The following is a 13,848-nucleotide window of genomic DNA, read 5'->3' as shown; positions in this document are numbered from 1 at the left end:
TTTTCCAACTGAGTTAGGGGGTATGCATAAAGATGAATAATCTAATTTGTATGAGTAATCTTGGTATGGAACAAAAAGGTAATAATATTTTAAAAAATATAAATTTAGAGATTAAAATTGGGGAATTCATTTTTTTAATTGGAGAAAGTGGATCAGGAAAAACAGCGTTACTTGAACTAATTCAAGGAAGGCGAATGTATAATTCTGGTAGTTTAAAAATTAATGACAAAGAGTTAAGTCAATATGACTACAGGGAATTACAGAAATTGAGGAGAACGATGGGGATAATCTTTCAAGATACAAGACTTGTTGAGGAGTGGACCGTATTTGACAATATCACTTACAAGTTAGAATTTTTGGGCTACCCATTTTCGTTAATACAGTCAAATCTTGAGAGAGTCACAGTAGAATTAGGTGTAGACAAAAAAGTAAGAAGTTTACCTAAAAATCTATCTGGTGGTGAAAGACAACGAGCAAATATTGCAAGGGCAATAATAGGAGATCCTCAAATCATTATTGCCGATGAACCCACATCCAATTTAGATAGGGGAAATTCAAAAAAGGTTTTTGAAATACTCAAAAAGCAGAACAAAGCTGGCGCTACAGTCATCATGACCACTCATGACCCTTACTTCATAGAAAAATCAAATTTTAGAGTAGTTAAATTGGCTAAAGGGGAGAAAGTATATGATCAAAGTGGCTCCAACTATTTTGTCTAATTTCTACCTTATCCGAAGGAGTATGAAAAGTGCAAGCAAGATGGGGATTAGAAATATTATCTCCATACTGATTGTTGGAATAATCTATTTAGAATGTATCTTTTTTCAGCAATACATTCAACGGTTTATTCATACTATGGAACAGGAATTAATAGATACCGATCAAATTGGGTTGAATAGCAATACATTTTTGATTATGCAGATATCTGTGGGAAGAGATATTATATCACTTTTAATAATAACTATTACTATTTACATATTATTTGATTTTCGAAATAAATTTCTACTAATGAAAGTAATCAACAAAGAGGATGTCCAAACAAAAATATTTTTAGGAGTTCACCCGAAGTATGTATTAAAAGAACTATTGATGAGAAATTTATTTGTTTATATGGAAGGTTTTCTTCTTAGTTACATAATTTGTATTTGTATAGATTTAAAATTAATTTCATCACTGAACTCTATATTACCTTATGCTGTTTATCCATATGATAGAAGTGCCATATTTTTTTCTATGTTTTTGTTTTTATTAGTAGTTGTGCTAATACTAGCTTTTTTTTCAATCCTAATTGAATGTGTTAGTATTAAGAAGTTTAAGAGAACATATTCACTTTACTGATAATTATTTAGAAGTATTTTATGAAGTAATAACTGCATTTGAAGCTAAGGGAATACATTTTTTTAGTAAAAGTATATGAAAATTAGAACATTTTGATAATCAAAAGCAGTAAAATAGTTTTTATAGTATGAAATACTCAGTGCAAAATGAGTGAGTGAAAAGAAAAATATTTTATGATAGACTAATGGAAAATAATTTATGCTAAAAATAGCCAAACTATGATGGGATGAGTAGGCTATGTAGGAGAGGGTTAAATGGTTTCTAAAGGAACATTTTTGATTTTAAACTTGATAGTACTATTCTTTTTTATTCATAGATTTGGTTTTACAACATATAGTATATCAAGGATTACTATTTGTATTTTTATCTATATCGTATTATATATCGTCACTAAAACAATACGACAAAATAAAAAAGTAGAAGAAAAACAAAATAAATAGAAAATTTTTAGCAAATGAACGTAATTAATATCTAGCAAGCTACTTGCACTTAAAAGGACAGCGATCATTCACAAACCACCCGAAGTCGTGAAAGCTATCGAAGAAAAATTCCATCCCGATGGGTTTAAAATACGAGTCATAACAGCCTAGGAATCTAAAATCGAAGATAGGAATAGAGTTGCTGCTGGTTTAAGTATTGGTATCACTGTATCGGCGTTAATCTTAGATTCAGTAGCTTCAACTTAGCTGTAGTTCTAATAGCACAAAATAGAGGATATGATTGCTTTATGTCTCGGTGTGTCAGATCAAAATAGAATTCCATATGGGGGATATCTCAATGAATAATCTTATATATATAATCTTGTTTGCTATTTCGTTATCGCTTTTACTTTTCTTCGATTATTTCAAAAATAAAAATCCCAAATTTTTTAAGTTCTTACTATTTATCATTACTGTACTAGCTGTTTTATTGATGACAGATTTTATTTAACTTATCTCAAAAAGTAGCGAACCATATTATTTTTCAGTAATATGCTTATTATGCGTATAAACAATACAAAATGAAAAATTATGATTATTCTATTACTTTTTAGAAAGCGCTTTTAAGGCACTCTTAATCTAAAAGGAGGGATATAAAATAAAGAAAATATGTTTTATGATAGTTTTTTGTTGTTTTTGTGTAGGAATCCTGTGGTATATAGTTGGTAATGAAAATGAAAAAAAGGTTCATGGAGTTGTGACAACTATTTCTGCAGATGAGTTCGTATTTGAAGATGAAAAACAGAACGAATATAGTATTCAAAAAAAAGAATTTGATTTTACAAAAAAACAATTGAAAGCAAAAGATAAGATCATAATAAAGTTTGAAGGTGAAATTTTAGAAATCTCTCCTACTAAATTTAAAAAAGTAATAAATATAGAAAAAGAAAAGGATTAATCCTATGTATAAAATGGATTCATTGCTCTTTTTCAAGGCGGTAGGGTTAACATTAAATTACCTATCCACATGGTAGGTCATTTATCCCGTATTTGGCATCTGCAGAAAAAGAGAAAAATACATAATATAATAAACATCCCCTCTTTGATTAGAATAACCAATGAAAAAACTTTTGTATTTTATGATACAAGAAAAGTGAGGATGAATTAGAAATTTTTATGATTAATGATGAGTAAATCTAAGCGTATCAAATGGCTTGCAAACACAAATGAGGTGATTCTTAATTGCGCACTGGAAAAATGATTTATATATTTTATTTATTATTAGTACTTATAGCAGTAAGTCTCTTTTTTCTAAAAAACGCTTTATTGATCAAATGTGGTGCTGCTGCTTGTTTTTGTTTGTTTTGGCTGATCGTTAGTTGGCATAGATATAAAAGTAGTAAATAATCGTGTATCACTTCATTACTGTTTTCGTCATAAAAAGTTGCGTCGGTAAAAATCTACTCGGATACTTTCTAAGTCACTTGTTTCTTTAGCCGTATCTGGTTTCATAGTTTTAAATACATATGTACTAATGCTCGTTGTATTTTTTCCAAAATTTAAAGGATCTTGCTATTTTTGGATATTAGTTTCTAATGCTTAAATTTATCTTCAAAAACGTTCGCAAATGTAATTAAAGTTTCTTAATTTAGGAGATGATTTTATGGGAGATCTATTTTTAAACATATTCTTAGTTGCGAAGTTTATTTTTATATTATTAGTGTTCATTGCTCTTGCGTTGTCTATTATTTATTTGGTTAAAAATGTTTTGCCATGACGAATCATGATCCGTAGTTTGAAAATGTAAAAGCTGCGAAAACGTTTTTACTTATTTCAGCAAGAATAAAGAAGTACGAAGCAGTAGTAGGATGGTAGCGTAATTGGACGGAAGGGAATCGTAGGTGCTTAAAAGTAGTGTGAAGGTGGAACATAGTCAGATGCTAAGAAAGTGACTAACGATAGGAGAGATTGCATTGGATAGATACATACTAATTTCAAGGGAACCTGTGTTACAAAACCACTGGTATAAGATCTATTTAGATAAGTTAAACGTGGTTGGAAAAGTGCTAGAACAGGACTATTTTTTCATAGATTTTTTTAACGATTCGGTTGCAGTAATCATAGAAAATGAAAATGAGGAAGTTCTGTTTGTCAGCGCATATAGATATATTTTGAATAAAATTTGTTTAGAAATTCCAGCTGGAAGTGTAGAGCAAGGAGAAGATCTATCAGAGGCAGGAGTTAGAGAGTGCTTGGAAGAAACTGGGTACTCTATTTATTTAAAAAAAGAGCATTTTGACTTTTATGCAAGTAATGGAGTAAGTAATCAAAAATTTCATGTTCTATTTGCAGAAGTAGATAAAAATAGTTTTCAAAGGGGCATTGATGAAGAGGAAATTCAAAAAATAGAATGGATAGATAAGAAGAAAGTTAAGTCCATGATTGCAAGTAATAAGTTTGATGATGGATTGTCTCTAACAGCATTATTACTCTATTTCTTTAATGAAAAAGGTAGCTAAAATGAGAACTGACATTCTAAAAGAAATGGAAATTTCAACTCAATTGTTGAACGCTGATGAAGTAGTATTTCCTAGAGTAGTTGATATACATCCTGTAAATGGAAGATGTAATTTAAATTGTGCATGGTGTATAGGGAAGAAAGGATACAAAAAAAATAATCCATTAGTGGATCATTTTAGTATTCGAGGCGTTGATACAATCATTGAAAATGTATTAAACCCTAAACACCAAAAATACTGGCCGCTAGAGTTTCATATTTGTGGATGTGATTCTGAACCGCTGCTCAAATCAAAAGAAATTTTTGATGAAGCGTTGTTGAAAATTATTTTTTAACATAGATACTTGTAGACGTTCAGGATTATTTTTGGTTACGAATTCATTAAATTCAGCAAAACACATTCAAAGTATTCTAGGTGAAAAGCCTGATATGATAGGATTTTCACATTTTTTCAAAAATAATAAAAGAATAGGACTGATAACCATGTCTTGAAAAATAGCGAACAAAAGAAAAATCCCTTGTCAAACGTTAATCTGACAAGGGATTTTTAGTAGGAAACCATATCATTTTTAATGAAAATCAAGCATTTCATAAGTTGAAAAACAATGATTTATCGGCATTCCCCATCCATATTGTATTAGTTCTTTATTCCCACTCAATAGCCTATTAGGAAGTAAGAAAATTCAACACTGATTTGTTGGGATTTTTAACGGTATAGCTAGCGTGATTAGATTTGAATTGAATTAAACTGTGACCAAAAGTGTGACCAGAATATATTGGAATAAAGAGTTTTTTTGATTAATCAAAGTATTGTTAGTTAAAGATATAAGGAGTATGATTATAAGTCTAGTAGTACTATTTATAACTAAATAGTTTATTTTCCTAATTATTAATATGTAAAAATTTTACATTTGCAATTTAACAACAAGTTAAAAGTAAGATGATCTGAAAGAAAAGTAGCCTGTAAATAGGTGAAAGAAAAAGTATAAAGTATTAAAAAGTTTTACATTTGCAATTTAGCAACAAGTTAAAAGTAAGATGATCTGAAAGAAAAGTAGCCTGTAAATAGGTGAAAGAAAAAGTATAAAGTATTAAAAAGTTTTACATTTGCAATTTAGCAACAAGTTAAAAGTAAGATGATTTGAAAGAAAAGTAGCCTGTAAATAGGTGAAAGAAAAAGTATAAAGTATTAAAAAGTTTTACATTTGCAATTTAGCGACAAGTTAAAAGTAAGATGATCTGAAAGAGAAGTAGCCTGTAAATAGGTGAAAGAAAAAGTATAAAGTATTAAAAAGTTTTACATTTGCAATTTAGCAACAAGTTAAAAGTAAGAAATTATGAAAGAAAAAAGTGCCCGATAAAACAAAAAAACTAATTATGTTTTACTGGACAACTTTTTTAAAAGAATATTTTATTATGCCCAAAATGGAATATATTTCATATATCTTGGGGCAGTAGAAGGATCAAGAGGCTTGATTTTCTCAGCTTCTACTGCATCTCTGATTATACGAGAAGCTATAGAATTCTTTTGTTGAGGTAAACCAAATCTTGTTCGTAATGTTGGGTTTGACATGGGGGCTTGTTCAACATATTTTAAACAAGCATGCATATATGTTGCTTCAATTTTTTCTTCCTTAGTCATATCAGTTAGATTTTTTTGTGCAAATAGACTTACTTTTAAGTGACCATCATAAACGTTAATTTTAGGAGCAGGAAGCTGTTTTTTTTCTGTTATATCGACAACTTTATCTATTCCGCTACCTCGCTCTTCGCAAATACGCATTCTTCTCATAATGGAAGCTAACGCTTCATTCCTTGATCTTGGTGGAGAATCTAAAAATCTTTCTACTTGTATGAGTGGCAGGCCAGGGTTAGTTATTTCTATTCTGTTATCAAAAATCTCTATAGTAGGTCCTGTACCACTAATAGATAAGTCTTGATGAATCAGAGCATTAGCTACAAGTTCCCGAATCGCTAATTCAGGATACATAGAATTTTCTTGTCTGAAAGCTCCCTGAATATTCTCTTCACTAGGTAAGGACTCCATCACATATTGTATTAATCCTTCAAAGCCTGAGGCATATCCTTTTCCACCTATTTGTTCTTTTCTAGTTTCAATTTTACTGTTTCCCTTGTATAAAATTACTCTTACTGCTTTTCGAGAAAGCTTATTGAAATCAGATAAACGATTTGCCAATAAAATACCGCCTAAATTTGTTATTTCCCAAGTTCCGTTATTTTTTTTAATAAGACCGTCACTTAAAAAGTCTTCTATTATTAAATCTTTATTTGAGGGAACGGATCTCCCAAGGAGTTTATAGTAGCTTTCAAAATCGAGTAAAGAAAAAATTGTTTCTTTATGCTCTAATACCTTGGCAATATTATATTCAAAAGGTGTGTTTGAAAAAATATTCCATAATTTTTTTTCTTGATCGGGATGATCCTTAAGTTTCTTTTTTAATGAGCCGATTCGTATATACTCTTCTCCCAAAAACTTAATTGGTTGAAACATTGCTGAGTCTATTAGTAAGACTACCAAATGTTTTTCTTCATACGTAAATTCATGAAACTCAAAACTAATTTTTGGTGATAAGTTTCTAGATAACCAGTTTTCTAATTCCTCATTCCCTTTTTTACAAGTACTAGGATAAAAATCAGTACCAACAATATCATGTGTTTCGTCTTCAATTCCCCATATCATAGTAGCTTGAGGAATGTTAGCAATAGCTGCAGAATTACTGAGGGCCGATATATATTCCCCTATTAATTCAGGTTTGCTATTATTATGTTTAAATTCATTGACTGTAGTTTCACCGGTATTGTTTATTTTATCACGTACTAAATTGTGCAAATAATTGAAATCCATCGTTTCACCTCGTATCCATATTAACTTTATTTTATGATGTATATATGTGAAACACAATAACTATATTGGGCAAAAGAGATTATTATATAAAAAACTGCAATTATAAAGGGAGACAAATTTGTTAATGCTATTCATAATAATGATTATTGAGTGTTAAATTAGTAGTTGATATAATAGACTTAGTATGTTTATTAGAGAGGAGTTAGTAATGGTAACAATTCTTGATTTATCTAGTTATAGATTAATACAATTTAGTGAGCATAATGAATTTTTGAATAACAAATCTCGAATGCGTGAGTTATTTCAAGAGAATAGAAATACTGGATTAACCGATAAAGATATATTATTAAAGGGATTTAGCTTACAAGATATAGAATATATTAAAGATAATAAAGATATTTGGTTAAATCTTGCAAGAAAACAATGGAAACACATAAACACACGAAAGAAGGCTAAAAAAGAGTCTTGTGATTTGTGTAATACTAAACATAATCTCATGTGTTATATTCGTAATAAAAAAAACGGAAAGATAATTAACGTAGGTGGCATTTGTGTTGAAACTTTAGGGGACGATATTTCTAAAGAACATGGTGGTCTGATAAAAAACGCACAAGAAGCATATAATTTTCAAAAAATTCAAGAAACATTACCGAAAATCAGAAGTACCGCTGAAAAATGGAATGATTATCTTAAAACAACGTCATTAATTGCTCCTAATTTTCTTACAAGTGAGTATATGTCTATAGGTCGGAAAATTAAAGATATTTTGAGAAAAGCCATTAAAACTACTAATAATGATCATTATATAAAAGAATTACGTTCTTTAGTTGGTAGAGGAACAAATATAAAAATTAAAATTAAAAATTATTGTGAAAGTTATAAAGATGAAAAATATATAATTACTCGTGAATTATATGAAGATATGAAAAAAAATCAGCCCCAACAGTGCAATAAGATTATTGAAATATTGTCAAAAGAACCGGTAGTTAAAGTTAATTATCAAACAGCTCATAGAATTAACAGTGAAATATTTTTAAATCTGGTACAACAAGAGTTTAATTCTTTGCTAAAAACTTTAAATATAGATTATGTTCAAAATGGCCAGTTTTATCTAAGTTTTCATAGAATAAAAGGAATTATTTTTAAGGTAAGCTCATCTAATTTTTTACAAGTATTTGGTGAACTAATTTTTAAAAATATAGATAAAAATTTCTCAGAAGAAAATGCTGTAAAAGAAATTGTTGAATATGTAAGTTTTGATATGGGTAAAAGCAAAATTGATGTATATGAACAGATTGATAAAAAATTAACTAACCAATATTTTCAATATAAAAGATATCATCCAGAAACAGATTATAAATTAAATGGAGTAATTAAGCAGAAAATAGAAGAAATAGGCAAAAAGCAACATGCCAAAAAAGAACTTGAGAGACTAAGTAGTTTAATTTATTCACAATGGGAAAATACACAAAAAAACAATGATGTTTTAGATAATATTTTTTATTCTATTATGTTATTTTCTGGGTTATCTTTAAAAATAAGTCTGCTTTCACAATTTAAGGTAGAATTTATTAAATCAAGGATGAAGTTCTTTCTTAAATATAACAATTTTACACGTGCATTAGAAAAAATAGCTGAGCTGTATGACATACTAGATCAACCAGTATTCTCAAACAAAATAAGAGATTTGAACAGAAATAGTAATTTAGAGAAAGATAGTGAGGCGCGTTACGAAATAGAGAGACTTTTAACTTACGAAGTGTATCTTAGTGATAAAAAAGTAAATAAAGAGTTAGAGGAGTTAAAAGATAAAATTTTAGATTATCATCAATATAAACATGATTATGTTGACTATGTAAATACTAGTATGAATGAAGATAAGATATACAGAGTGAGAAAAGAAGACTATCTAAATATAGGTAAATATTTGTTACTGTTTGACGAAGAAATTTATAGTATTAAATTATTGAATGAAATAAAGGCATCTGAGAAGGTTAATAGAGATAATTATAGAAAGCATGCAATGATTTCTTTGGAATCTTCGAAAATAGCATATTAACATTTATGGAACTTGGCTTAAAAATAACATTTTTAAGTCAAGTTTTTTTATAGATAATTTTACGTGAAAGTTAATAAAAGAAATCTAAAATTTCTTTTTCTTTTTTATATCTATATTCATTTACAAGGCAACGAGCATAAACTGGGTGACAATTTTTTATAAAAATCAAATATTCTGTTAACCGGTTGAATAATGCTGCTTTACTCATGAAAAAATATTTTGCTACTTCTTCAAAAGAAGAAAATTTATTGAGAGCGTATTTTAAAGCTAAATCGTTTGCCATTAAGACACTTGCCCCAACATTAGCGCGATATTCTTTAGGTAAGTCTTCTGAAAAATAACCATTTTCTGAAATCATGTCAGAAAACGTATGTCCTTCCCCAGCGTAGGGAATGTCTTTATAAAGATGAACAATTTCATGCATTTCGGTGAAATTTCTTCTTTCACACATTAGATTTCTATTTATCGTAATAAGAACTTCGTTTAGTATTTTAGTTGTAGATCCTAGCATTTTGTCTCTAAGTTGTTTTTTGAAATCATAGTATATAACTTCTGCAATATCTTTTTCTATTATATAGTCTTCTATATCAAAACATTTTATTTTCTCAATGTTTTTTGAGTAATAGAGACTGACTTCGTGTGCTAGTTTATTTGCAAAATCTACGGCTTCAAAATAAAGTTCTTCACGAATAAAATCCAACGTAATAACCACCTGACTTATTTTTTCTTTTTTCTAGCTTTTGCTTTTTGGATCAGAAATTCCATATACTCGTTTAATTCTTCCTCGAGTTCTTCTATGTCTTCTGTTTCCATATTTGCAGTGTTTAGCCGAAAATGGGAAATAATATTGTCGCCAGTTTGAGTTTTTACATTTGGATTAGGGGAGCTATCAGAGATCCTTCCAGTAAGATAATCTGTTGTTGTATTTAGAACATTAGCTAATTCATTAATCATAGGAATGGACGGCTCAGTTCTGCCTCTTTCCCAACTCCCAACAGTTTGTTTTGAAACGTTCAGTAAATTTGCTAATTCTTGTTGGGTTAAGTTTTGTAGCTTCCGTAGTTCTATTAAACGATCAGGAAACATATGTGCGCTCCTTCCTATATCAAGATTAAAAGTAAAAATATTATAGCAAAAAAAGACAACAAAATGTTGATAAACTACAAAATGTAGTTTATATTAAGAGCATAAGACTACGTTTTGTAGTTTTTAATTAAATAAACAAAAAAGCGTTCACGAGAAGAAAATAAATTTCTATTTCGCAAACACTCAGAATAAATCTAGACAATTTCATTCTAAGCGATTTGACGGAATAATACAAGAAGGATATTTTCCTTTACGGTTATAAGTCTTGTTGAGGTGGAGCAACCCAGCCGTTGAATGGTTTGCAAGGTGGCAATGGAATCTGTAAATAGAGCCATGTCAAAGAGGATTTGAGATAGAAGGTTTCTAGCTATTATTAAGGACTAGGTTTTCCGTTTTGACTACAAGTAAGTGGTAGGGCATTGAAAACATTGGAGTAATTTCCGCTTAATGATAGAAGGGTGGCTATTCTTAAAGACTCTGATTATTTTCTATAACCATGTCGTGATGACACGTTGAAAGTAATTGCTGAAACAGATTAAATGAGAAAATTTGTTGAAGCTTGGCAAAAGGAGGTGTGTTGTACACCGTATGTGGTAGGTCTAGTAACGTGTCGTGATACGATCAAATAATCGTTAGCACGTTGAAGAATTGATTCTATGAAACGAATGGATAATGGCCTATTTCATAGCGTAAGCGAACTTTTAAGTTATTATCAGCAGTATGCACATTCTACTACCATGAATAAAGAATCACTAAAATTTTAAAGTTAGTGTTTTAAAATAATGGAAAATAATTTTTCTGAAAGAAACAGTTAACTTTAATTTGAATCATACCTTTTAAGTAGCATGACTAGAAACTTCTAGTTGTGCTTTTTTATTTGCAAAGAAATACAAACAAAATTAATTATAAAAAATTGAAAGAAGGAAATTATTTTGGCAAATCGTATTCAAGAAGTAGCTTTGAATGAAAAACAATTAGGTAAGAAAATTAAAGCAGTGTTTCGTATGGAACGGGATATGTATGTTAACGGTAGTCCAGTGAGAGGACGTGTATTTTCTGCGTCTAGCGCAGAACAACGTGATTTTGAAATTTTTGTTCCGGGGTTAAGAAATTCTCAATCCTTTAATGGTCGTGAAGAAATTCGTTTGACAGATCCAGTTGTTCGCATTAGTGCAAAACGAAATAATATTGGAAATAGCCGATCATTGGATCTAGTTGTTTATGCAAAACGCTTAGAGGTAGTAGGAGGGAACAAGTAATTATGAGCTTAACATTTAAAGATAATATTATTGAAAATTTTGACGTTGTAGGTACTTTTGGCAAAATGAACTTTTTAGAAGTTGAAACAATTTTTGAACGTGATACAGAAAATAAAGTTACTGATGTCGCAAGAGAAAAACGTGTGACAATCTATTCTGAAAAATTAAACGATCAAGTAGAAATAGCAATTGCACCAGATTATGAAGTAAAAGGCATTGAATATGATGATGAAATTGAATTAACAGGACATGTCACTGCAAGAGCTTGGTTAAGTACGTATGAAGGTTATAACAACTCAGTACAATCAGAACAAGCTTTCAAAATTCGTGCTGCTGGAATTAAAAAAGTGGGCGCTACTAACGTGCCACCAATTCAACCAGCAAAAGAAAAACAAGAAAATAAATAATTATTGTCACATACAATGACAGAGTTTTGAAATGATAAACTACTTATTCGGACGAACGTTGGTTACGTTTAATAACCATTTAGGGCATTCTAATGAGTGCCCTTTTATTATTAATTTGTGTCAGTAATTGTTCTATTGATAGACATTAGTAATAAATATAAAGGAGGGAAAAGTACGAAAAAAGGAAGTACATTTCTATATAGGGGGAGTTTAGAAAGAGAATTTGAAAAATCGTAAAAGAGTATTAAAAGATTTTATTCTTCTTGGAGAAGAGGAATTAAAGAAGGAGAGGGAAAAAATGAAACAGGGGAAACGCCCCACTAGAAAAGAAAAAGAGTTATTGAAAAATAAACACTTGAATCCAGTTAATTGGCTAGTAGAAAGACGTTATTCTACTAGTATTATTTTTTTTCATAGAGAAAGTAAAAATTTGAGAAAGATTTCTCTAGTGTGAGGAGTGGTATTCTTTGGAAGAGCAAGTACTTGATTATTTAAAGAAACAACATAAAAAAAGAATTAAAATCAATGAGTTAATTTCAGCTTTAAGGATGACTAGAGTTGAAAAGTTACAATTTCTAGGATCAATAAAACACTTTGAACGACTAGAAAAAACCTATATAAAATTAAATCAGCGAGTTTATTGTTGCTTGCAGATCATACCGTAACAAAAATGACTTAAAATTGATCGTTTATGACGTTGTTATTTTTAGTGTTATCTAACATGATATACTTTTAAGTGTATGTCTTATTGATCTATATATTCATAATGAAAAGAGGATAAAAGATGAAAAAAGCGACAATAAAAGGCTTAGTACTAGGCGCAATGGTGATTGGAGGCTTCGCAATCGGTCAAGCAACTTTTGCTGATAGTTCCATTCCAATGTATCGAGTTTATAATCCATATAGTGGAGAGCATTTGTACACTCGAACGACTGCTGAACGAGATAGTTTAACTAGGATTGGTTGGCGTTATGAGGGCGTAGCTTGGAATGCTCCTACTAGCGGAACGCCTGTTTATCGTTTGTATAACCGTTATAATGGCGAACATTTTTACACGATTGATGCAGGCGAACGAGACAAAATTTCGCACACTGGTTGGACTTATGAAGGAGTTGCATTTTACTCCTATAATGGGGCAAATGGTACTCCTGTGACACGATTGTATAATCGTTATGTGAATTGGCACCATTACACGTTAGATCAAAATGAAAAAAATGTGATCAGTAAACAAGGCTGGAAGATTGAAGGTACAGGTTGGTATGCAATGCCAAACAGCACACCAAATCCGACACCAGCGCCAGTCAATAGCAAAGTATTGAATGTACCTGTTGTTTGGCAAGGTAACACTATGTTATGTGAAGGGGCTTCATTATTAGAAGGATTACATTATAAAGGCGTTGCGACAAATCAAAACTTAACGACTTTCGTTAACTCTATGCCGAAAGCTTCAGATGGCAACCCATACCATGGCTATTCTGGCGAATGGCGCCACAACGTAAGCGGTACGTATCAAGGGATGATGGCTGATCCAGTTGTACAATGGGCGAAAAATGTAGGTGGAAATGCTGTCAATATCACAGGTTCTGGAACGAATGGAATCAAGAATGAAATCCGCAATGGTAACCCAGTGGTTACGTGGATCACTTACAACTATGCTTCTCCACAATTTAAACAAATGCCATGGGGACGAGCAGTATGGAATGGTCATGTGGTCTTAGTTGATGGTTTTAGAGATGGTGCTTATCATGTTGTCGATCCTGTCTTTGGGGCAAAATGGATCAATGCGTCTACGTATGAAAATGCCTTTAACGTTACAGGTATGGCAGTAGCAGTACGATAGAAAAAATTTAAATAGATATTTAAAAAGACTTCTAAAGGATTATTTTAGAAGTCTTT

Annotated in this window: 14 protein-coding genes; 11 read left to right on the top strand and 3 right to left on the bottom strand. The window is 30.4% G+C overall.

Annotated elements, in window-relative coordinates:
- Positions 1–32 precede the first annotated feature (32 nt).
- From FGQ66_RS01860 to FGQ66_RS01840, 5 genes are all read left to right on the top strand, one after another.
- On the top strand, positions 33–719 hold the full coding sequence (locus tag FGQ66_RS01860) for a cell division ATP-binding protein FtsE (RefSeq protein ID WP_130095933.1): 687 nt from the start codon (positions 33–35) through the stop codon (positions 717–719).
- Positions 688–1,338: a hypothetical protein gene (locus tag FGQ66_RS01855; RefSeq protein ID WP_138301507.1), complete on the top strand. Its 651-nt coding sequence runs from the start codon at positions 688–690 to the stop codon at positions 1,336–1,338. The genes FGQ66_RS01860 and FGQ66_RS01855 overlap by 32 nt, the downstream gene beginning before the upstream one ends.
- A 1,095-nt stretch (positions 1,339–2,433) precedes the next feature.
- Positions 2,434–2,715, top strand: coding sequence for a hypothetical protein (locus FGQ66_RS01850; RefSeq protein ID WP_138301505.1), 282 nt, complete (start codon positions 2,434–2,436; stop codon positions 2,713–2,715).
- Positions 2,716–3,730: 1,015 nt separating this feature from the next.
- Positions 3,731–4,276, top strand: a complete 546-nt coding sequence (locus FGQ66_RS01845; RefSeq protein ID WP_138301503.1) for an NUDIX hydrolase — start codon at positions 3,731–3,733, stop codon at positions 4,274–4,276.
- Positions 4,260–4,610 (top strand): hypothetical protein, encoded by a 351-nt coding sequence (locus tag FGQ66_RS01840; protein ID WP_249361089.1) that lies wholly within the window; start codon positions 4,260–4,262, stop codon positions 4,608–4,610. The genes FGQ66_RS01845 and FGQ66_RS01840 overlap by 17 nt, the downstream gene beginning before the upstream one ends.
- Positions 4,611–5,689: 1,079 nt before the next feature.
- Here the strand turns inward: FGQ66_RS01840 and FGQ66_RS01835 are convergent.
- A complete protein-coding gene (locus FGQ66_RS01835) occupies positions 5,690–7,141 on the bottom strand; it encodes an ATP-binding protein (protein ID WP_138301501.1) in 1,452 nt (483 codons plus the stop codon).
- A gap of 208 nt (positions 7,142–7,349) precedes the next feature.
- Here FGQ66_RS01835 and FGQ66_RS01830 point away from each other — a divergent pair, with 208 nt between their 5' ends.
- Positions 7,350–9,200, top strand: coding sequence for a hypothetical protein (locus FGQ66_RS01830; protein ID WP_138301499.1), 1,851 nt, complete (start codon positions 7,350–7,352; stop codon positions 9,198–9,200).
- 70 nt (positions 9,201–9,270) lie between these two features.
- Here the strand turns inward: FGQ66_RS01830 and FGQ66_RS01825 are convergent, their stop codons facing one another.
- Positions 9,271–9,900: an ImmA/IrrE family metallo-endopeptidase gene (locus FGQ66_RS01825; RefSeq protein ID WP_171024543.1), complete on the bottom strand. Its 630-nt coding sequence runs from the start codon at positions 9,898–9,900 to the stop codon at positions 9,271–9,273.
- Between the two features lie 17 nt (positions 9,901–9,917).
- Positions 9,918–10,286, bottom strand: coding sequence for a helix-turn-helix domain-containing protein (locus FGQ66_RS01820; protein ID WP_086327796.1), 369 nt, complete (start codon positions 10,284–10,286; stop codon positions 9,918–9,920).
- Positions 10,287–11,218: 932 nt separating this feature from the next.
- On the opposite strand from FGQ66_RS01820, the gene FGQ66_RS01815 reads away from it, so the two are divergent.
- From FGQ66_RS01815 to FGQ66_RS01795, 5 genes are all read left to right on the top strand, one after another.
- Complete coding sequence (locus FGQ66_RS01815) at positions 11,219–11,545, top strand: hypothetical protein (RefSeq protein WP_016623926.1); 327 nt, start codon at positions 11,219–11,221, stop codon at positions 11,543–11,545.
- 2 nt (positions 11,546–11,547) lie between these two features.
- On the top strand, positions 11,548–11,952 hold the full coding sequence (locus FGQ66_RS01810) for a DUF961 family protein (protein WP_048340583.1): 405 nt from the start codon (positions 11,548–11,550) through the stop codon (positions 11,950–11,952).
- Between the two features lie 223 nt (positions 11,953–12,175).
- Positions 12,176–12,406 (top strand): DUF6906 family protein, encoded by a 231-nt coding sequence (locus FGQ66_RS01805; RefSeq protein ID WP_138301498.1) that lies wholly within the window; start codon positions 12,176–12,178, stop codon positions 12,404–12,406.
- 13 nt (positions 12,407–12,419) lie between these two features.
- Complete coding sequence (locus tag FGQ66_RS01800; RefSeq protein ID WP_086327799.1) at positions 12,420–12,617, top strand: hypothetical protein; 198 nt, start codon at positions 12,420–12,422, stop codon at positions 12,615–12,617.
- Positions 12,618–12,736: 119 nt separating this feature from the next.
- Positions 12,737–13,792, top strand: coding sequence for a C39 family peptidase (locus FGQ66_RS01795; RefSeq protein WP_138301497.1), 1,056 nt, complete (start codon positions 12,737–12,739; stop codon positions 13,790–13,792).
- Positions 13,793–13,848 lie beyond the last annotated feature (56 nt).

The sequence above is a fragment of the Enterococcus sp. BSD2780061688st2 D3 genome, assembly GCF_005844145.1.
In the GTDB taxonomy this organism is placed as follows: Bacteria; Bacillota; Bacilli; order Lactobacillales; family Enterococcaceae; genus Enterococcus_B; species Enterococcus_B durans.
This window is presented reverse-complemented; position numbering and strand designations above follow the sequence as displayed.

Bases quoted from the DNA above. Each gene is read 5' to 3' on its own strand.
- FGQ66_RS01820 (WP_086327796.1), bottom strand. From the start codon at position 10,286: ATGTTTCCTGATCGTTTAATAGAACTACGGAAGCTACAAAACTTAACC.
- FGQ66_RS01835 (WP_138301501.1), bottom strand. From the start codon at position 7,141: ATGGATTTCAATTATTTGCACAATTTAGTACGTGATAAAATAAACAAT.
- FGQ66_RS01855 (WP_138301507.1), top strand. From the start codon at position 688: ATGATCAAAGTGGCTCCAACTATTTTGTCTAATTTCTACCTTATCCGA.
- FGQ66_RS01840 (WP_249361089.1), top strand. From the start codon at position 4,260: ATGAAAAAGGTAGCTAAAATGAGAACTGACATTCTAAAAGAAATGGAA.
- FGQ66_RS01850 (WP_138301505.1), top strand. From the start codon at position 2,434: ATGATAGTTTTTTGTTGTTTTTGTGTAGGAATCCTGTGGTATATAGTT.
- FGQ66_RS01860 (WP_130095933.1), top strand. From the start codon at position 33: ATGAATAATCTAATTTGTATGAGTAATCTTGGTATGGAACAAAAAGGT.
- FGQ66_RS01795 (WP_138301497.1), top strand. From the start codon at position 12,737: ATGAAAAAAGCGACAATAAAAGGCTTAGTACTAGGCGCAATGGTGATT.
- FGQ66_RS01830 (WP_138301499.1), top strand. From the start codon at position 7,350: ATGGTAACAATTCTTGATTTATCTAGTTATAGATTAATACAATTTAGT.
- FGQ66_RS01810 (WP_048340583.1), top strand. From the start codon at position 11,548: ATGAGCTTAACATTTAAAGATAATATTATTGAAAATTTTGACGTTGTA.